Origin of the sequence: Rhodopirellula islandica, from assembly GCF_001027925.1 — a bacterium.
GTDB classification, from domain to species: domain Bacteria; phylum Planctomycetota; class Planctomycetia; order Pirellulales; family Pirellulaceae; genus Rhodopirellula; species Rhodopirellula islandica.
The window spans coordinates 346753-365438 of sequence record NZ_LECT01000006.1 but is presented as its reverse complement, the minus strand read 5'-3'; the positions used below and the strand labels follow the sequence as shown (position 1 = coordinate 365438).

Annotated in this window: 19 protein-coding genes; 9 read left to right on the top strand and 10 right to left on the bottom strand. The window is 58.1% G+C overall.

Annotated elements, in window-relative coordinates:
- Positions 1 to 1085: 1085 nt before the first annotated feature.
- On the bottom strand, positions 1086 to 1481 hold the full coding sequence (locus RISK_RS02825; RefSeq protein ID WP_047812678.1) for a TspO/MBR family protein: 396 nt from the start codon (positions 1479 to 1481) through the stop codon (positions 1086 to 1088).
- 406 nt (positions 1482 to 1887) lie between these two features.
- On the opposite strand from RISK_RS02825, the gene RISK_RS02820 reads away from it, so the two are divergent.
- Together RISK_RS02820 and RISK_RS02815 are read left to right on the top strand one after the other, a co-directional pair.
- Positions 1888 to 2889 (top strand): DUF3179 domain-containing protein, encoded by a 1002-nt coding sequence (locus RISK_RS02820; RefSeq protein ID WP_053061039.1) that lies wholly within the window; start codon positions 1888 to 1890, stop codon positions 2887 to 2889.
- A 183-nt stretch (positions 2890 to 3072) separates the two neighbouring features.
- Positions 3073 to 3687, top strand: coding sequence for a carboxymuconolactone decarboxylase family protein (locus RISK_RS02815; protein WP_236695970.1), 615 nt, complete (start codon positions 3073 to 3075; stop codon positions 3685 to 3687).
- Positions 3688 to 3704: 17 nt separating this feature from the next.
- On the opposite strand, the gene RISK_RS02810 is transcribed toward RISK_RS02815, so the two are convergent.
- The 6 genes from RISK_RS02810 to RISK_RS02785 all read right to left on the bottom strand — a co-directional run bounded on the left by RISK_RS02810 (position 3705) and on the right by RISK_RS02785 (position 8126).
- On the bottom strand, positions 3705 to 4010 hold the full coding sequence (locus RISK_RS02810) for a hypothetical protein (protein ID WP_150122471.1): 306 nt from the start codon (positions 4008 to 4010) through the stop codon (positions 3705 to 3707).
- Positions 4007 to 4603, bottom strand: coding sequence for a TIGR04282 family arsenosugar biosynthesis glycosyltransferase (locus RISK_RS02805; RefSeq protein WP_261340208.1), 597 nt, complete (start codon positions 4601 to 4603; stop codon positions 4007 to 4009). Before RISK_RS02805 ends, RISK_RS02810 begins: the two co-directional genes overlap by 4 nt.
- 84 nt (positions 4604 to 4687) lie before the next feature.
- A complete protein-coding gene (locus RISK_RS02800) occupies positions 4688 to 5566 on the bottom strand; it encodes a phosphate ABC transporter ATP-binding protein (RefSeq protein ID WP_083434735.1) in 879 nt (292 codons plus the stop codon).
- Positions 5563 to 6441, bottom strand: coding sequence for a phosphate ABC transporter permease PstA (pstA, locus tag RISK_RS02795; protein WP_047812675.1), 879 nt, complete (start codon positions 6439 to 6441; stop codon positions 5563 to 5565). Before pstA ends, RISK_RS02800 begins: the two co-directional genes overlap by 4 nt.
- A complete protein-coding gene (gene pstC / locus RISK_RS02790) occupies positions 6434 to 7300 on the bottom strand; it encodes a phosphate ABC transporter permease subunit PstC (protein ID WP_047812674.1) in 867 nt (288 codons plus the stop codon). Before pstC ends, pstA begins: the two co-directional genes overlap by 8 nt.
- Positions 7281 to 8126, bottom strand: a complete 846-nt coding sequence (locus tag RISK_RS02785; RefSeq protein WP_236695969.1) for a phosphate ABC transporter substrate-binding protein — start codon at positions 8124 to 8126, stop codon at positions 7281 to 7283. Before RISK_RS02785 ends, pstC begins: the two co-directional genes overlap by 20 nt.
- A gap of 74 nt (positions 8127 to 8200) precedes the next feature.
- Here RISK_RS02785 and RISK_RS02780 point away from each other — a divergent pair, with 74 nt between their 5' ends.
- Together RISK_RS02780 and RISK_RS02770 are read left to right on the top strand one after the other, a co-directional pair.
- Positions 8201 to 8380, top strand: coding sequence for a hypothetical protein (locus RISK_RS02780; protein WP_047812673.1), 180 nt, complete (start codon positions 8201 to 8203; stop codon positions 8378 to 8380).
- Between the two features lie 1569 nt (positions 8381 to 9949).
- The gene (locus RISK_RS02770) at positions 9950 to 10267 is read left to right on the top strand and encodes a cupin domain-containing protein (RefSeq protein WP_047812671.1); all 318 of its coding nucleotides are present in this window, start codon (positions 9950 to 9952) and stop codon (positions 10265 to 10267) included.
- A gap of 252 nt (positions 10268 to 10519) precedes the next feature.
- On the opposite strand, the gene dsrP is transcribed toward RISK_RS02770, so the two are convergent.
- The 3 genes from dsrP to RISK_RS02755 all read right to left on the bottom strand — a co-directional run bounded on the left by dsrP (position 10520) and on the right by RISK_RS02755 (position 13564).
- On the bottom strand, positions 10520 to 11758 hold the full coding sequence (dsrP, locus tag RISK_RS02765; RefSeq protein WP_047812670.1) for a sulfate reduction electron transfer complex DsrMKJOP subunit DsrP: 1239 nt from the start codon (positions 11756 to 11758) through the stop codon (positions 10520 to 10522).
- Positions 11759 to 11904: 146 nt separating this feature from the next.
- On the bottom strand, positions 11905 to 12858 hold the full coding sequence (locus tag RISK_RS02760) for a 4Fe-4S dicluster domain-containing protein (protein WP_047812669.1): 954 nt from the start codon (positions 12856 to 12858) through the stop codon (positions 11905 to 11907).
- Positions 12845 to 13564 carry a cytochrome c3 family protein gene (locus RISK_RS02755; RefSeq protein ID WP_047812668.1) on the bottom strand — a complete coding sequence of 240 codons (720 nt, stop codon included), beginning with the start codon at positions 13562 to 13564 and terminating at the stop codon, positions 12845 to 12847. Before RISK_RS02755 ends, RISK_RS02760 begins: the two co-directional genes overlap by 14 nt.
- Positions 13565 to 13678: 114 nt before the next feature.
- On the opposite strand from RISK_RS02755, the gene RISK_RS02750 reads away from it, so the two are divergent.
- The 5 genes from RISK_RS02750 (at position 13679) to RISK_RS02730 (ending at position 18293) form a co-directional block, all read left to right on the top strand.
- Positions 13679 to 13942 carry a hypothetical protein gene (locus tag RISK_RS02750; RefSeq protein WP_047812757.1) on the top strand — a complete coding sequence of 88 codons (264 nt, stop codon included), beginning with the start codon at positions 13679 to 13681 and terminating at the stop codon, positions 13940 to 13942.
- Positions 13943 to 13944: 2 nt separating this feature from the next.
- Complete coding sequence (locus RISK_RS02745; protein WP_047812667.1) at positions 13945 to 16368, top strand: molybdopterin-dependent oxidoreductase; 2424 nt, start codon at positions 13945 to 13947, stop codon at positions 16366 to 16368.
- Positions 16365 to 17153, top strand: coding sequence for a diheme cytochrome c precursor (locus RISK_RS02740; protein ID WP_047812756.1), 789 nt, complete (start codon positions 16365 to 16367; stop codon positions 17151 to 17153). The genes RISK_RS02745 and RISK_RS02740 overlap by 4 nt, the downstream gene beginning before the upstream one ends.
- Positions 17154 to 17346: 193 nt before the next feature.
- Complete coding sequence (locus tag RISK_RS33435) at positions 17347 to 17976, top strand: 4Fe-4S dicluster domain-containing protein (RefSeq protein ID WP_315852633.1); 630 nt, start codon at positions 17347 to 17349, stop codon at positions 17974 to 17976.
- Entirely contained in the window at positions 17973 to 18293 is a 321-nt protein-coding gene (locus RISK_RS02730; protein WP_047812666.1) for a hypothetical protein, read from the top strand. The genes RISK_RS33435 and RISK_RS02730 overlap by 4 nt, the downstream gene beginning before the upstream one ends.
- Positions 18294 to 18686: the final 393 nt, after the last annotated feature.

Sequence of the window (18686 nt, the reverse complement as noted above, 5' to 3'; positions counted from 1 at the left end):
TCTGTTCTTTGGTGCGCGTTGTCCCAACGCGTCACCCAGTTGCGCCATGAAATGGCCCAATTCGTCGGCACCTTGAAGCGATCGTTCTTTCCACTGGTCTTCGGTCAGCTCAAACCTTCGCGGCCCTTCATGCATTGGAGCAGCGGGAGCTTGCCGAGCGGGAAACGACACCCACCGAAGCCAGGCCCAAACCAGGCCAAATCCCACTCGAAGCAGCCACGCCTGAGAACGGCTTTTCAAATCTTTTCAAACGCAACTTCTTTGTGTGCGTGCTCGTCCCCAGGCTCCCGCCTGGGAACGCACTGTCTTGCAGGCTCTGCCTGCCGGGTTGCAAGTTCGTGAGGCAGGAGCCTCGGTAGCAGGGTGTGCCCAGGCTGAGCCGGGGCACAAGATCGCACGGCTCGTCCCCAGGCTCCCGCCTGGGGACGCACTGCCTTGCAGGCTCTGCCTGCCGAGTTGCAGGTTCGTGAGGCAGGAGCCTCGGGGCAGGGTGTGCCCAGGCTGAGCCGGGGCACAAGATCGCACGGCTCGTTCCCAGGCTCCCGCCTGGGGACGCACTATCTTGCAGGCTCTGCCTGTCGGGTTGCAGGTTCGTGAGGCAGGAGCCTCGGGAGCAGGGTGTGCCCAGGCAGAGCCTGGGTACAAGATCGCATGGCTCGTTCCCAGGCTCCCGCCTGGGAACGCACTGTCTTGCAGGCTCTGCCTGCCGGGTTGCAGGTTCGTGAGGCAGGAGCCTCGGGCGCAGGGTGTGCCCAGGCTGAGCCTGGGAACAAGATCGCACAGCTCGTCCCCAGGCTCCCGCCTGGGGACGCACTGTCTTGCAGGCTCTGCCTGCCGGGTTGCAGGTTCGTGAGGCGGGAGCCTCGGGGCAGGGTGTGCCCAGGCAGAGCCTGGGGACGCACTGTCTTGCAGGCTCTGCCTGCCGGGTTGCTGGATCGTGAGGCAGGAGCCTCGGGGACAGGGTGTGCCCAGGCAGAGCCTGGGGACAAGACGGCGATGTCGCCGTCGTCAACTTCGATCAGTCGGGGCAGCCCTCTTTGAACGGTCGTCTCATCGCATCAAACGGGGCCTGGCCCACGAAAGAGTCAGCCGTTGTTCCAGGTGATCGTGAATTGCAACACGGTCGCGATCGTCACCCAGATCAGGTACGGGATTTGAGCCACAGCGATCCAGCGATGGTGCGGCCAAATGGCTTTCATCGCCCAGACAATCGTGATCCACACGATCGCGATGTCGATCGCGGCAAGGGGCAGGTTCCGCAGGCCGAACTGGATTGGTGTGAAGGCGATGTTCGCGATCAGATTGATGGCGAAGGGGATCGCGACGGGCCATGGGATTTGCTTGCGGGCGACACGGTAGAAAACGTATCCGAACGTGAGCAGGATGATCGGGTAAAGAATTTGCCAGATCGTGCCAATCGTCGAAGGCTCAGGCGTCCAAGCCGGTTTGTCGAGCGCGTCGTACCAGTCTCGCCAACTCATCTTTGGAAGCTCATAAGTGAAGGGGTGAAGTTTAAAGAGTGAGTGATGAAGTCGTAGCAGGTCAGCTACCCCACCCCAACCCTCTCCCGCTCGAAACGCGAGGAAGAAGGAGCAAGAAACAATTCGCTGCGGGGCTTTCGTTCACTGGGGAACGATCCAGAGCTACACTGATCAAGAGGCTCCCTCGATGAAGATTGCTACGAAGTGTTTTGCGGATCTTTTGCAAACTGTGAGTTGCCTCACTGCCCAATGAGCTCCTCGCTGCGATCGTGACATTGGACCGATGGGAAAAACGCATGGCCACCCCATCGGTCGCTGCCGGAAATCATTCTGACGTCGCCTCGACACGTCATCGCCAGGCAGCTCACTCAGGTCTCTCGATTCATCGAAAAGGAGTTGATCCGAAATGGGTATTCAGTCCGGACTGATCCGCCGTTGTCTGCTTTTCACTTCGTTCGCGATGGCAGTGTCATGGTCGCTGCAACGTCATGCGGATCATTTCCCCAGCAATCCGCCAATCGCCCAACCGGTGCAACTTCCAGGTCAAGGAGGTGTCGGATTTGACTTGAGGCACGCCACCATCCCCGCCCAGGAGATTCGCTCGGGTGGTCCTCCCAAAGACGGCATCCCCTCTCTGTCGAATCCAAAGATGGTATCGGCGGCGGAAGCGACTTACTTGCGGGCCAGCGACCGGGTGATCGGCGTTGCGTCGGGGGGTGAATCGCGTGCCTACCCGCTTGCGATTTTGAACTATCACGAGATCATCAATGATCGCATCGGAGAACGACCGATCGCGGTGACCTACTGTCCCCTGTGTGACTCCGCCGTCGTCTTTGATCGCCAGACTCCGCTCGGAGAACTGGCGTTCGGCGTCTCCGGTTTGCTCTACAACAGCAACCTGTTGATGTACGATCGATCCAACACGGAAAGTCTTTGGTCGCAGGTGAAAGGCGAAGGTGTTTCAGGACCCGGTGCCGGAATGAAGTTGGGAGTGTTGCCAATGGAACTCACCACGTGGGCTGCATGGCAAGCTCGCAACCCAAACACAACCGTCCTCTCATCGGAAACGGGGCACCGGCGAAACTATCAAGGCAGTCCGTACGCCCGCTATTTCAAACAGCCCCAGCTGATGTTCCCAGCAAAACCAATCAGCAACGCCTTGCCCTTGAAGGAAAGCGTGTTGGGGGTTTGGGACGATGCCAACTCAATGGCGATTCCGATTTCCGCGTTGGGAGGGAAGTCGAAGCAAATCGAAATGTCACTGGGCAACAGAAAGTTCACCGTGGCCTTCGACGCTGACGATCAAACGATTCGAGTCATCAAGGCTGAGGCTGAACTTCAGTGGATGAATACGTTTTGGTTTGCATGGCATGCATTTCGTCCTGAAACTGAGATTGCGAGTCGCTGACGTTGCCCTCCGGATTGCCCCGCAGTATGGTCCGTCACTTCACATCCCAGCGTTCGACGACACTCGCGGATTGGCGACCTTGATCATCACGCTCGATCGTTTTGTTGGAGTTCAGCATTCATGCCATCCCATCTATCTCCGCGGAAGAAATCCGAAGCCCGCGAATGTGAACTGATCTTTCGCATGGCACGACAGCAACTCGGCGTGGTTCCAAACTCGATGTTGACGATGGCTCGTCAACCAGCAGTGCTCGGCAGCTTCGCAATGCTGGTTGGAAACATCCTGGGCCCGCCAACCGACCGTCGCATACCGATTTGGACGGGCGTCCGGTTGTTCTGGAAGAACATCGTCTGGACGATCCGTCATCAGCAATCCAAATCCCGGGTCCCTGCGCCGCTGAAAAGTTTGGTTGCCCATGTGAGCAGCAATGCATCAGGATGTCGGTACTGCCAAGCGCACACGATCGGAGAGGCCTTTCACCTGGGCGTATCCGTCGAAAAGCTCGAAGCGGTTTGGGACTTCGAGAACAGCGACCTTTTCGACGCTGCGGAAGTCGCTGCGTTACGCTTCGCACTTGCTGCTGGCAGCACGCCCAACACTGTGTCCAGCGAACACTTCGCCGCCCTGAAACTGCACTACAGCGACGAACAGATCGTTGAATTGGGAGCAACGATTGCGTTATTTGGATTCCTGAATCGCTGGAACGACACGTTCGCGACAACTCTTGAACCAGAATCCGCGGCTTTCGCCCAGAAGCATCTTGGCGGTAGCGGGTGGGAAATTGGCAAGCACGGGTAGTGCAAGACTTGCGAGACTCAACGCCGCGACCGATACCAGCGCTGCAACGTGTCCGGTGGAATGCCCAAGCCGAAACCGGCGATGCAAAGTTGGTTGATGAGGGTGGTTTTTAGAATCCCCAGTCGCAGCCACCGGCAGGCGGAAGTTGTGACGGCGGCTTCGACCAGCGAAATGGTTCCCTGCTTCCGCAAACGGCGGCATAGCTCAACGTCTTCCATGAGCGGCCAATTCGGAAAACCACCGATTTCGAAAAACCGACGGGCGGACACAAACAATCCCTGATCCCCGTAGGGTCGTCCGAGGAAACGCGATCTGAAGTTCACGCCGCGCTCGATCCACCGCAACCCCCAACGGTCGTCGTCGATTCGCAACGAAAAAGCGTTTGCAAACCATGAACTTTGAATCGCAACTGAATTGCCTTCCGGGCGGTTTGTCGGAACACACTTTCGCCACCCCAGTCAATCTCTTGAAAGAGGCCAGGCTGGTTCGCGTTCAACCCAATCAGGTCGTAACCACCATCGATCGCTGGCCCCAACACCACATCGGCACGCGACAGTGCCCTCATCGCCTCGTCAAGAATGGTGGGGTCCATTTCGGGACAGTCCGATCCGATCACGACGACGCGTGTTGCACCTTCGTTGAAGGCCACGGCGAATGCATCGATCAATCGCTCCCCCAAACTTTCACCTTGCTGGGAACGATACTCCTTGTCCGTTCCAAATGCGTTTCGCATTCGTGTTGAATCACCACCGGCGAATCGCACTTCCAAATCACATGAATGGCCGCTTCGATACTCACTCGCGACGCCCAACGTCCGTTTCGTCAGTGACTGCTGCAGCCGTGCCGCACACTCAGCCCCTCGCGCCGGAATCATCCGGGTCTTGGTCACACCAGGTTCTGGATAGCGTGAGAACACGATCACCCGATGGGCTTCGCCGCCGACTTGCTTGATTCAGGCGGATGGTCCAGAAGCTTTCCGATTGGATTCGCACTCTATGCGTTAACCCGCCTTGCCGTTGACGTAGGCGACCGTCAACGGTTGTCGTGGTTCATCGAAGATGCGAGCACCGGTCCCGTGCTCGATCAACGTGCCAGTCCCGTCGGTCGCCCAGAAGAATGCCGCGTAATCGGCGACCCGCCGGGCTTGCTGCAAGTTGTGGGTCACGATGACAACAGTGTACCGACCTCGAAAACGGAGCAGCAACTCTTCCACCACACCACTGGCCAGCGGGTCCAGGGCGCTGCACGGCTCATCCATCAAGAGAACTTCGGGACGCAAAGCAAGCGCCCGTGCGATGCAAAGCCGCTGCTGCTGGCCACCCGAAAGGGACAAGGCAGACGAGTCAAGCCGATCCTTCACTTCCGCCCACAGGCCGACGTCTTCGAGAACGGTCTCGATGATTTCTGCACGCTCGCTCCGGTTCCGAATCCCGTGTTCTTTCAGTGGCATTTCGATGTTTTTGCGTATCGAAAGCGGAAATGGATTTGGCTTTTGAAAGATCATTCCGACGCGACGGCGGAGCGAGATCAGGTCCTTGGTCGCGCGGACGTCGAGCGCACCGAGCGCAACCTTCCCCTCCACTCGGCATCCAGGAATCATGTCCGTCATCCGGTTCAGGCTACTCAAGAAGCTCGATTTCCCGCATCCCGATGGCCCGATCAACGCGGTCACACACCCTCGGTGGATCGTCAACGAAATCCCGCTCAAGACGCGAGCGTTGCCGTAGTGAACCGCAAGCCCGTCGACTTCAATCAGCGGTTGAGGAAGACAGCAAGGTGGCCCGGTGTCGACGGGACTAAGTGTGAACCCGTTGCTTTCGGGGCAAGACGCTCGTTGGCAACCATCTTGGTTGCGTGCTGCTCTGTCTTTTGCGTTCATGTCACCACGATCCTTTTTCTCAGCCAACGATTGGCAGTCCAGCTAGCACTCGCGTTGATGACCAACAACATCGCAATGAGAACCAACGCGGAGCCATACGCATGCCGATCACCGCCAGCGACATTCATCGACAGATCAAAAATGTGAACAGACAAGGCACGCCCGGAATCAAACAACGAATCGGGTGAGCGGTCGACGTATCCGCTGGTAAAAATCAACGCCGCGGTCTCAGCCAACGCTCGGCCGATACCAAGCACCAATCCGACAACGACACCTGGCACAGCGGCTGGCAATAGCAGTTGGACAAGCGTGGCTGTTCGCGACAATCCCAACGCCGCAGCCCCCATCCGATATTCATTCGGAACGGAACGAAACCCTTCTTCCGTCGCTCGAATCAGGATCGGCAGCACCATGCATGATAGTGTGAGACCGCCCGATAAGATGGAAAACCCCAGCCCCAAGTGGATGCAAAAAAATGCGTTGCCGAATAGCCCGAACACAATGGAGGGCACCCCTGCGAGTACATCCAAGCTTCTTCTCACCAGCTTTCCAAACAGACTTTCCGCCTGCGTCAACTCACTTAGCAGGATCGCAGTCCCGACTCCCAGCGGCACGGACACGACCATCGCAACGGCCAGAATGAGCAGCGTTGAAACAACGATGGGAAAGATCCCTCCATCACGTCCCGCGTTGCGAGGAGCTTCCGTCAGAAACGCCCAGGAGATCGAGGGCAGGCCGGCAATCACGATGTCCGCTAAGATCCAGACAAAAACAACACTGACCATCGCGGCGATGGACCACACGACACAGGTCGCCAGGGAATCAAGCAGCCTGCTGACAGTTGGACGCGAAGGCGTGGTGGTTGTGCTATCCATGAATGCGTCCTTGACTGACCCATTCTGCGAAGCCAACCAACACCATGACCATTCCCATCAAGAGCAGTCCGCACACAAACAGTGCCGAACGATGGCCCTCCATCGCGTAAGCCATCTCCAACGCAATGTTTGCCGTGATCGTACGGACCGGCTGAAAGATGCTGGTCGGGTTCTGGACGACATTGCCAGCAACCATCAGCACCGCCATGGTCTCGCCGATCGCCCGGCCTGTCCCCAACAACACGGCCGTGAACAGACCCGATCGAGAGGCCGGCAACACGACGCTCAAAACGGTTCGCCCGCGAGACAACCCGAGTGCCGCGGAAGCTCGCAGGTATTCGCTTGGCAAATTGTCGAACGCAGCACCGGCGAGCAACGCGATGGTTGGAAGAATCATGATCGTCAAGACGATGATCGCCGAGAACAGACTGGTGCCTGGCGGATGCCAGCGTGCAATCAATGGGACGAGCACGACCAGGCCCCACAGACCGTAGACCACCGAAGGAATCCCGGCGAGCAGTTCGATCATTTTGCCGTGCGTGTGCCTCAATCGGCGCGGTGCATAGAAGTGTGCGAACACCGCCGAGCCAATGCCAAGTGGTGCTGCCAGGAGAACGGCGCCCGCGGTTGCCAGCGACGTCGCCACCATCATCGGAACAAGATTGAATTGCCCGCCGGTCGCCCCAGCGGACGGGTGCCAGGATTGGTCAGAAACGAATCGACGAACACCAACATCGCGAATCGCGGGCAGTGATTCCCAAAGCAGAAACCCCACAATCACCACCGTGATCGCTCCGGTCAGCAACCCGCATCCGCGAAGGATCCAAACGAGCGTGACATCACTGCGAGAGCGGGACAAAGTACTGCTCCAGAATGATCTGATTGACGTCGCGTGAGCGAGCAAAGTCGATGAACTCCGCCACGATTCCGGTTGGCGTGCCTTGCACGACCAGATTCAATGGACGCGACAAAGGAAAGTCACCCGCTCGTACATTTTCGATGGATGCCGCTATCCCCGCCAGCGGGAGCAGTTTGATCTCGACGTCGTGCTTGGCATCGTATTCAGCAGTCCCAATCGAAACATAACCAATCGCGTGACGGTTACCGGCGACTGTCTTGATCCCCTGTTCGTTGTCGCCGATCACCGCATCGGCTTTGATTTGTTCGTTGTTCAGTTGGAAATGCCCAACGAATAGCTCCAGTGTGGATCGACCTTCAGCTTTATTGACGACGGTGATGGGAGCGTCTGCCCCGCCAACTTCCTTCCAGTTGTTGATGCGATCTGTGTAGATGGCCACAAGCTGATCGTCGGTGAGTGAGGCCACGGGATTGTCCCGATGGATGATGACGCAGACACCATCTCGAGCGAGCGGGAACGCCGTCAGGTCCTGTTCTTCTGCTTTGAGGTCTCGCGAGACCATCCCGATGTCAGCGAGGCCACGCCGCGCATCGGCAACGCCTCGTGAAGAGCCGCCGCTTTGCACATCAACACGCACTCCAGGGTGCAGCGATTCAAATTGCTTGGCGATCTCACTCATCAACGGGGCAACAGTGCTCGAGCCAGTCAAAACGATTTGGTTCTCGTTTTGATCGGCATCGTTTGAAGAGCAACCGGGGAACACGCAGAACAGCAGTCCCAGGACCAACAGGGCGATTGCCCTGACAAGATGTGGGCGTGGTATCACGATGACTCCTTCGACACACTCTTCACCACGGTTCCCTGACATCCCAAACCGCATCCGTCGATGCAGCCGAAGCAATGCCAACCGGTCTGGACCGAGCCACACATGACACCCTCAAAGGTGAGCGAATGGAAGACGTCAATCAGTTTCTGCATGCACACATCAAGTGGATCGGCCCGGAGCAGATCATCGAGGAACCGGCTGATTGGAAGGATGGTGATCGTGTGCCGTTCCCAACAGACAATCTCGTCACGTGACTTCAGCTCGTCGCGGGAAGCCGAACCTTGGCAGCTCGCAAGTGAAGACGGTAGGCCGACACGATCCTTACACGACATCCGAATTTTTCTTGGCCGACGTTTGCTGTGTCGAAGCGTCAGCCATGCCGACGGATCAAGAATCGTTTCCTGCGTCTTGCCCTTCCGGAATGGCTTATCGTGTGCCTGAACCGCCAGATGGCGCAGAGCGTGTCCCAGAACCGCCAGGGGCTGAGTAGCTTTGTGCAGGGGCGGAATACGACGACGCAGGCACTGAGTTCGTCGAGCCAGAGCCCTGGTACGCGGGCTGGGAATACGAAGGCGACGCCGAGTAGGCAGACGAGCCATACCCTGCCGAAGGAACGGTGCAACTCCCGTTCTGGCGGCATCCGGCAAGCCACAGGCTTCCAAACGCAGCCACGCCGACGACTGATGCACGGGTGAGTATTTTACGAGACATGGAGAGGCATCCTTGCAAAAATGGAGCTTTGATTGGTCTGGAACGAGAATTCCTGTCTGGTTCCTCTTCGGCTCGGCACGTCCGTTTGCAGTGTGAGCCGACACACGGGGACGGGAATCGTTTTACAGGAAGCGGAGCCTTTGGTCTGTGAAGTGACTCACAGTTGATGCTGCCCAGTCTTGTCCCCAGGCTCCCGCCTGGGAACACACTGCCTGGGAGGCTCCCGCCTCCTACCAAGCAATCCCAAAGCAGGCTCTGCCTGCCGGGTTGCAGGTTCGTGAGGCAGGAGCCTCGGGGCAGGGTGTGCCCAGGCAGAGCCGGGGCACACGATCGCACGGTTCGTCCCCAGGCTCCCGCCTGGGAACGCACTGTCTTGCGGGCTCTGCCTGCCGAGTTGCAAGTTCGTGAGGCGGGAGCCTCGGGGCAGGGTGTGCCCAGGCTGAGCCGGGGTACAAGATCGCACAGCTCGTCCCCAGGCTCCCGCCTGGGAACGCACTGTCTTGCAGGCTCTGCCTGCCGGGTTGCAGGTTCGTGAGGCGGGAGCCTCGGGGGCAGGGTGTGCCCAGGCAGAGCCTGGGTACAAGATCGCGCGGCTCGTCCCCAGGCTCCCGCCTGGGAACGCACTGTCTTGCGGGCTCTGCCTGCCGGGTTGCAGGTTCGTGAGGCAGGAGCCTCGGGGCAGGGTGTGCCCAGGCAGAGCCGGGGCACAAGATCGCACGGCTCGTCCCCAGGCTCCCGCCTGGGAACGCACTGTCTTGCAGGCTCTGCCTGCCGGGTTGCAGGTTCGTGAGGCAGGAGCCTCGGGAGCAGGGTGTGCCCAGGCAGAGCCGGGGTACAAGATCGCACAGCTCGTCCCCAGGCTCCCGCCTGGGGACGCACTGGTACGAGTTGTTGAGCCGCTCGCCTGTTCAGGAAAGCGTTTGCTACTGCAATCACTTCCGCATCGCTTACACTTCCAATCATCACATGGCCTCTGTTGGCCATGTCGTGACACTTGAAGTTCAACCCGCCTCACGCCAAGCAACTCAAACAAGTCGAATCGACGTTGGTCGTCGGCACCGTCGCCTCGGCCAGTTGAATGACATTCCCCCTTTCAAAAGAAAGCAGACCAAATGAGTGAAACCATGACCGCCGGAAAGCTGATCGACCTGCACGACATCGGCACCGATGCCGAACCCAAACCGAAACTGTTGATCAAAACCGAGCCGATGAACGTGATGCGTTTGGTCCTGCCCGCCGGCAAAGCCATCCCCGAACACAAAGCCGCGAAGGACATCACTGTTCAGTGCGTTGCCGGGAAGGTCGACTTCACGGCGATGGGCGAAACGATGACGATGACACCAGGCAAGATGTTGTTCCTGCCGCCCGGCGAACTTCACAGTCTGACCGCGATCGAAGACTCGATCATGCTAGTCACGAAAGCCAACTGACGCGGCCCAGGAGTCCGATGCGACTCTCTACGACCGTGCGACAGCTCACCGTGGGCCGTCTGCCAGATCGCAATCCCCCCTGAGGGCCAGGACGACGAATCCTTCACGATCCGCGCTGGACCGGGACTGATATCGAAGTGCATCCCATGCCCTCGGCCCGAAAAGGCTGAGGGCAATCGCAATCGGCCCAGCAAGATGGGCGATGAGCAAGACTCTTCCACCGAATCAGCAGATGCAAATTGCCCAGCGGCTTCAATGCTCGGCGGGGCGTTTCAGCGTTGGCAGGGCAGTTTTGATCGCGATGGTGAACACCATCAACCCGAACGCCCAAATCCCGACGGTGACTTTCCATTCGAGTTGGCTGGGGACGTATTCAACGACCTCGTGCAGTGTGCTGGGGATGAAACCGGGGACGATCAACCCCATGCCTTTTTCGATCCACGCGCCGACAAACGCCATGCAGCAAGCGGCCACGAGCAGTGGCCGCCAACGGAATCCGAGCAACCCCGGCCACAGGAAGAGTAGCGCCGCGGTAATGTTCAATCCGATCGCGGTCCAGGTCCATGGGACAAGTGCGGTTTTGCCGTGCAAGCCGAAGAACAAATACTTCGCTGCGCTCACGTGCGAACCACCGGTGTAGAACTCAGTGAATAGCTCGGACGCGACCATCAGCAGGTTGATCAGAATGGTGACTCGAATGATTCTGGTCAGCGTGGCGATCGGATGATCGAGTCCGCCGATGCCGGTCAGTCTTTTGATCAGCACCATCGCAACGATGATGAACGCGGGGCCGGAGACGAACGCGGACGCCAGGAAGCGCGGGGTAAGCAGCGCGGTGTTCCAAAACGGTCGCCCACCAAGACCGCAGTACAGGAACGCGGTGACGGTGTGAATTGAAATCGCCCACACGATCGACAGCATCACGAACGGGATGTACCACGTCGGATTGGGTTTGCGACCGAGGAAACGCATGTAAAGCAAGTAGCCGCAGATGTGCAGATTCAAGACGAGATAGCCGTTCAGCACGATCACGTCCCAGGTCAACATGGAGATGGGCCAGTTGAATTTTCCAATCCCTGGCAACATGTGCCAAAACCGATCCGGCCGGCCGAGGTCAGCGACAACGAACAGCAAGCACATCACGATCGCAGCAATGGCAAGCAACTCGCCGATGATGACAACATCATGCATCTTGCGGTCATGATACAGGTACGCCGGGATGACCATCATCACACCGCCCGCAGCCAACCCGACCATGAACGTGAAGTTGGCGATGTACAGTCCCCACGAAACCTGATCGGTCATGTTGGTGCCGATCATGCCGCCGGCAACTTGATTGGCCCACGCGTTCGCGCCGACCAAAAACAGCATGGTCAACATCGTCATCCACGCATAAAACGCGAATGACCCTTCCGTTGCCAGCCACAACGAACGTCCGATGAATTTCGGATAGCTCGTGACATGCGATTCTTTGGCGGGGATGCTGCTCATAATGAATTGCTTCTCAAGAAAAATGACGCAGAGGCGGCCAGACGGAGAGCCGCAAAGAAAGGAGAAAGAAGGTCAAAAGCTCCGCGTTGAAACTTCCCTCCGCGTCTCCCCATCACACGCGACTTTGCGTCAACTTCTTTCCCAGCTCAATCGAAGTAGTAAAAGAATGCCGGCTTGGTACCGAGTTCTTCTTTGAGGATGTAAACACGTTTGTTTTCCAGAATCCAGCGGATATTGGAATCCTTGTCGAGAATATTGCCGAACACGCGAGCGCCCGTCGGGCAGGCTTCCAGGCACGCGGGCAACTTGCCGCGGCGGGTTCGGTGCAAGCAATACGTGCATTTTTCAACGACACCGACCGGACGAATCCGATTGCTCAGGTAGCTTTGGTCTGGGTTGACCTCTGCGGCCGGCACCTCGGGTTTCTTCCAATTGAAACGCCGCGCGTGGTAAGGGCAGGCCGCTTCGCAATAGCGGCAACCGATGCACCAGTTGTAATCGACCACAACGATGCCATCTTCTTCCTTCCACGTCGCCTTGACCGGGCAGACGTCGACACATGGTGGTTCGTCGCACTGCTGGCACTGCACGGGCAAGTAGAATTTGTCGTCCTTGGGAACCACACCGGTGTACGTCGTCGAGCCTTGTTCCATGTCCATCGTGCCCTTGGGCATTTCGATGACGCGGATGTATGACTGGTTGGTGTCGCGGTCGTGATTGTTTTCTTTGTGGCAGGCTTCGACACATTTGCCGTTGCCATTGCACACGCTGAGGTTGATCGCGTAGACGAATTTTGTGCCAGGGATTGGGCGATCATCCCCGATCGTCACGTCCGCGCCGTACTTCTCTTTGGTCTCGGCTTCCAGGCGAGCAATCACATCGGCCTTTTGCTCGGTCGACAGTTCGGTGTAGTGCGTCTGCATGAACTCCGCCGCCGACGTGTTCTTGGCGGCTTGTCGCAGCGGCGAAATCGCGGCCACGAACGCTCCCGCACCCAGCGTTGCAAAACCGGCCTTCACGGCGGCGCGGCGGCTGAAGTTCTCAACGATGGGCAGGCTGGGCTTGGACGAGGGCGTTGAGTCGGTTTCAGTGCTCGTCATGGGATTCCGCTCCTTCGTGGTCGTGACTGTGATCGAGAGGGGCGTTGAAGCGGTCTTTCGGCTTGAAGCCGACAATCATCTTGGGGTAGGCCGGTGCGTGCGGATCGTGGCAGTCGATGCAGTTGTTTTTCATCTGGGGTCCGCGAGTCAAATCCCAGTGCCCGTTCATACCACCGTGGGCACCATGAGCGAAGGACTCCGCTTGTTTGCTGTGGCACTGAGAGCACAGTGTCATCACCTCCTGATAAGCCACCAAAGTTCCGTCGGCCAACCGCAACGAATCCGAGTCATCGGGATTGTGGCAGGAATAGCAAGCGATGCTGCCGTGACTGAATGTCATGCCTTGATGAAATTCGTCGAGCGTGGCGGCCGTTTTGTTGTCCAAGTTCGGCTGGCGAACGCGGTGGCAAGTGGAACAGGCAACGCTGCCGGTTCGTCCTTGCGGGTCCGTGCCGGCGAGTTCGATCCGCGGCGGACCAGATGGTTTACGGATGACCGTAGGGTAAGCCTCTTGCTCGCCATCGGACTTCGCTGCAGGCTCACTCGCAGACTGGAAGCTCACGTCACCAGACTGTGCAACCGAAGCCACAGCGTCCGGGGTGGCGTGCGAATCCTCTCGCAATGCCGTTCGACTGGTCGCGACGAAGAACATCGCGCCGATCAAGCACACCACGCCAGCGAAGAGCAGATTGGCGATTCGCGACATGAATTTCCATCCCAAATGAGGTTTCACTGACGACGCCTATGGTATACCTTGACGTGCAGGTTCGCGAAACCTCACTTCCGATCCTTTCTGCCACGTTTTCAAAAAGCAATCTCAGTGCCAATCAGTGGTCTCGTCGTCACGTTCGCTTCTTCCGTGGAAGAACATATCAGTGCGATCGAATCCATCACAAACATTCCCGAAATTGACTTGGGGCAAGCCTGTGGCAGCAAGCTTGCAATTGTCGTGGACAGCGAAACTAAAACACGCGACCAAGAGATCTGGAATGCAGTCCGAGACTTGCCGGGAGTGATCGACTTGGCCGTCGCCATGGTCGCGTTCGACGAAGACACCGAAGAAGAACCATCCACAAGGAACTGAAGATGAACAACGACCGACGTGCCTTGCTCAAGACAGCCGCGATGGCTGCCGCCGGTTCCATGGTCGCGGGCGCGACGCTGCCAGTTCTTCAGGCTGACCAAGCCGTCGATGGATTGCCCACAGGCGAAGGCTTGGAGTGGAACAAGGCACCTTGTCGTTTCTGCGGCACTGGATGCCACGTTCAAGTTGGTGTCGAAGATGGGCGTGTCGTCGCGGTTGCTGGCGACAAGGCCGCCGATGTCAACAAGGGTTTGCTGTGCGTCAAAGGCTATCACGTTGGCAGCATCCTCTACGGCAAGGACCGACTGACTCGGCCGCTGCTTCGCAAAGACGGCAAGCTGACCGAAATCAGCTGGGACGAAGCGATTGAAACCATCGCCCAACGAATCTTTGACTCGCCGGATACGTTTGCGTTTTACGGGTCCGGCCAATGGACGATTCCCGAAGGCTACGCCGCTCAGAAGTTCATGAAGGGCGGACTGAGCAACAACCACATCGACCCCAACGCGCGGTTGTGCATGGCTTCGGCGGTGACCGGTTTCCTGGCAACGTACGGTGTCGATGAACCGGCAGGTTGCTACCAAGATCTCGACGAATGCGACGTGCTGATCACCTGGGGCAACAACCCCGCCGAAATGCACCCGGTGCTGTTCTCGCGAGTCACCGATCGTCGTTCGCGTGGTGAACAGGTCCGCATCATCGACATCGGAACGCGTCGGACTCGAACCACCGATGCAGCGAACGACTACTTGGAAATGAAACCGCACGGCGACGTTGCGATTTCGCTGGGCATCCTGCACCTGCTCATCGAGAACGACAACTACGACAAATCATTTGTTGAAAAACACTGCAACTTCCGAGGCGATGAAGCGGACACCCCGACGCTGCAAGGTGAGCCAATTAGCGAAGAGGAATTTCGCAAACGGATCGCCAAGTACACGCCAGAACATGTCGAAGAATTGTCGGGGGTTCCGGCGGACAAGATTCGCATGCTTGCCGACTTGTTTGGGCAACACGACATTCGAATCACGTCGCTCTGGTGCATGGGCATGAACCAGCACACGATGGGCACGGCCATCAATTCGTTGGTCCACGGCGTTCACCTGTTGTCGGGGCACTTCGGTCGCCCCGGCGATGCCCCCACCAGCCTCACCGGACAGCCATCGGCGTGCGGCACGGTCCGCGAAGTTGGCACGCTGGCTCACGCGTTGCCAGGTGGCCGGGTCGTCACCAAGCCTGAACATCGCGAGCAAAGCGAAGGCTTCTGGAACGTTCGCGAGGGAAGCATCAGCGAAGTGCCGGGCTATCACACGGTGAAGATGTTCGAGCAGTTCACCAAACCCACGGCGGAAGGCGGTGACATCACAACGATGTTCGTGCAGGTCACCAACCCGGGCCAAACACTGCCGAATTTGAACGCACTCTTCAACGACAAACAGGGTCTCGAAGACAAATTCTTGATTGTCAGCGATGTGTACCCGACCGCGACCACGGCACTCGCTGATCTGATCTTGCCAGCCGCAATGTGGGTCGAGAAAAACGGCATGTTTGGCAACAGTGAGCGGCGAACACAACAGTGGTTCAAAATGGTCGATCCGCCGGGCGAAGCCCGTGACGATTGCTGGATGACCATCGCGATCGCGCACAAGCTGTTCGAGATGGGCCATGAGGGAATGAAGGACAAAGACGGTGCATTCATCTTCGCGGTGAAAGACGACGCTGGCCAAGAGATTCCCGTTTGGGAATTCGATCGCTACTACGACACCAACGTCGACAAGCATCTGTTCGAGGAGTACCGCCAGTTCACGACGATGAAGCACAAGAACCTCGCCCCGTATGAGGAATACGTGAAAGCTCGCGGGTTGCGTTGGCCAGTGGTCGAGCAAGAAGACGGTTCATGGCGAGAAACCAGGTTTCGTTTCTCGGGATTCGACGACCCGTTTGTAAAAGCCGGCGAGGAATTCGAGTTTTATCATTCCTCATCCAGCGATGGTCGCGCGCAGATTTGGTTCCACGAGTATCAGCCGCCGCCGGAAATGCCTGACGAAGAATATCCGATGTGGCTTTGCACCGGCCGAGTGCTGGAACATTGGCACACGGGCACGATGACACGGCGGGTCTCGCAACTCAGCCGCGCGATGCCAACCGCGTATGTGGAAATGCACTTGGAAGACGCCCAAGCAGCCAACATTCGCCAGGGCGAAATTGTCACCATTGAATCTCGTCGTGGCGTTTGCGATTTGCCGGTGTGGATCGATGGCCGTGGCCGACCACCACGTGGCACGATCTTTGTTCCGTTCTTTGACGAAACCAAACTGATCAACAACTGCACACTGGAAGCTTACGATCCGTTTTCGAAACAACCGGACTACAAGAAGTGTGCGGCTCGTGTTGTCAAGAAAACGACCGCCAAGGTGCCTTCATGAACCGGCTGACAACGATCTTTCTCTCGGTGGTGATGGCCGTCGCGGTGATGGGATACTTCGTTGGTCTGGGTGATGGCGTGCCAAAACCCGATGGCATGCACGAATCACCGTTGACTGATCGCGAGATTTCAAGAACGAGGACGGAGACAAAGTTGATTCCTGCGGTCAGTTACGCTGAGATCGCCAGCACACCAATGGGACCGACGAAACCCTGGCAGTCGATGCCGCAGGCATTGCCAGCGCCGGAGTACGATCTCTACACCCAGATCGAACCGAGTGAATCGGAGAAGGAAGCGTCCAGCGAACTGCGGGCATCACGCCGTGCGTTCAACGGTGCTCCACCGATCATTCCGCACCCCGTTGAAAACACCACCGATGCGGCTTGTTATGCATGTCATTCCAGTGGCGTGCAAATGGCGAATTTGAAGGCCAGCGTGATGTCGCACGAATTCCTCGGCAACTGTGTCCAGTGTCACGCATCGATGGCACCGGCACCGTTCCAAGAAGTCGATGCCAGTGTCTCAACGAGCTTTGTCGGCTTGCCGGCACCGAAAGCGGGCAAGCGTGCCTACCAAGGCGCGCCGCCGACAATCCCGCATTCGCAGTGGATGCGAGAAAACTGCAACGCTTGCCATGGCGGCCCGCATGGATGGGCTGGCATGGAATCAACGCACCCGTGGCGAACGAACTGCACGCAGTGCCACGCCCCCTCAGCTTCGCTCGATCAAATGCCAGAAGCCAATGCCGTCCCAATGCTGCCGCCGCTTGATGTGGTCGCAAAGTGAATCAGGGAAAGAAATGACGCCAAGTCACGAGAGCCGGGGAGACGTTGACAAGCCAACGCAGAGAAAAAGCTCCGCTCTGCGGCGGTTCCTCTTTGCAACTCTCCGCCTCCCGCTTGTTGCGTTTTCATTTCTCTTCCAACCGACTGCCGTCTCCCAGAGCCGCCGTGCATTGCTGCAAGGTCGACTCTGGAAATTGAGACCACCATCGCGTTTTCCGGCGCTCGTCACACGATTGCCCAAACCAGAGGTGGAAGAACGACCGCTTGCACAGCCACGCAGCATTGGCGGCATCCATATCGATCCCGTTCCGCCGACCAATCTGACTGGCAAGCCTCTCGCTCGCACGATCCCTGTTCATCGACCACCCGGTGCGATCGACGAGTTTCAGTTCCTGGCGGGCTGCACCCGGTGCGGCGACTGCATCACCGCGTGCCCGTACAACGCGATCGTCCAAGCCCCCGATCGCCTGGGCGCGGTCGCCGGCACACCGGTCATCGACGCCGACACATCCGCCTGCTTGATGTGCGAAGACTTTCCTTGCATCGCGTCGTGTGAACCGGGTGTGTTGGTCGACACGATCCCGCCGATCATGGGCACCGCCCGGATCACCGAACACCTGTGCCTGGCCCACCACAGCACGACTTGCACCGTTTGCAGTGAACGATGTCCTGTCGACGACGCAATCGCCGTCACCGATGGCAAGCCCGTGATCAAGGAAGACACCTGCACCGGGTGTGGCGTTTGCCGCTACGTTTGTCCGGCACCTGAAAACGCCATCTTACTGATGCCCGCCTTCTCGCGTCCCGGATTACCCAACGCATGACGTCGAAAAAACTCACACTGGCAGACCTCGAAAACAATGAGCCGCTGCCGGAAATCCTGGAAGCAGAATGGGCCAAGGATCAAGTCCTGCAGTTGTTTGCCGACCTCTCCGAAGGCGCCGACGTGCAGCACGTTCAAATGAAATCCACCGCGACCGATGCGACAGTCTCGCTGGCCGAGGCCGCATCCGCATTCGCTGCCGATGAAGCCCAGGCCATTCAGGTTCGTTACGTCTTTGAGAACGAAATGTGGTGCGACACGATCATGCCCGGCAACCCCACGACCAAGATCATCCGGAACCGGTTGCCAACCGGCTAGCGTTGCCCAACCACGGACGGAGGTGACTGCAGGCTCAACGGGCAATTGCAAGTTCGGCACCTGATTCGGCGCCGTTCCCCACCCAGGATCGTGATCGCGACTGCTGATCGCGGTGAGCAGACAGCCGCGAGAGCGTGCTCGGCTTTTTTGAGAGCACGCTTTTTATCAGGCCAACCCAACTCGGAACCGCCACCACGCCCACTGCCTCAACCTACACCTTGCTATACACATTCCAAAGTGCATACACTGATGCATGTTCACTCGTTGCGTGGAAGTCCCCCAGACGATCGGTTTCCAGTGCTCTGGAAGCCGTGCCGCTAACGTTGATTGGTATTGATGCGATGTGTTTCCACATCGCTCGCGTTTGCAGGCCACGTTCACTACGTCAACAAA

Bases quoted from the DNA above. Each gene is read 5' to 3' on its own strand.
- RISK_RS02745 (WP_047812667.1), top strand. From the start codon at position 13,945: ATGAACAACGACCGACGTGCCTTGCTCAAGACAGCCGCGATGGCTGCC.
- dsrP (WP_047812670.1), bottom strand. From the start codon at position 11,758: ATGAGCAGCATCCCCGCCAAAGAATCGCATGTCACGAGCTATCCGAAA.
- RISK_RS02815 (WP_236695970.1), top strand. From the start codon at position 3,073: ATGGCACGACAGCAACTCGGCGTGGTTCCAAACTCGATGTTGACGATG.
- RISK_RS02755 (WP_047812668.1), bottom strand. From the start codon at position 13,564: ATGTCGCGAATCGCCAATCTGCTCTTCGCTGGCGTGGTGTGCTTGATC.
- RISK_RS02820 (WP_053061039.1), top strand. From the start codon at position 1,888: ATGGGTATTCAGTCCGGACTGATCCGCCGTTGTCTGCTTTTCACTTCG.
- RISK_RS02730 (WP_047812666.1), top strand. From the start codon at position 17,973: ATGACGTCGAAAAAACTCACACTGGCAGACCTCGAAAACAATGAGCCG.
- RISK_RS02800 (WP_083434735.1), bottom strand. From the start codon at position 5,566: ATGAACGCAAAAGACAGAGCAGCACGCAACCAAGATGGTTGCCAACGA.
- RISK_RS02780 (WP_047812673.1), top strand. From the start codon at position 8,201: ATGCCAACCGGTCTGGACCGAGCCACACATGACACCCTCAAAGGTGAG.
- pstA (WP_047812675.1), bottom strand. From the start codon at position 6,441: ATGGATAGCACAACCACCACGCCTTCGCGTCCAACTGTCAGCAGGCTG.
- RISK_RS02760 (WP_047812669.1), bottom strand. From the start codon at position 12,858: ATGACGAGCACTGAAACCGACTCAACGCCCTCGTCCAAGCCCAGCCTG.
- RISK_RS02825 (WP_047812678.1), bottom strand. From the start codon at position 1,481: ATGAGTTGGCGAGACTGGTACGACGCGCTCGACAAACCGGCTTGGACG.
- RISK_RS02740 (WP_047812756.1), top strand. From the start codon at position 16,365: ATGAACCGGCTGACAACGATCTTTCTCTCGGTGGTGATGGCCGTCGCG.
- RISK_RS02770 (WP_047812671.1), top strand. From the start codon at position 9,950: ATGAGTGAAACCATGACCGCCGGAAAGCTGATCGACCTGCACGACATC.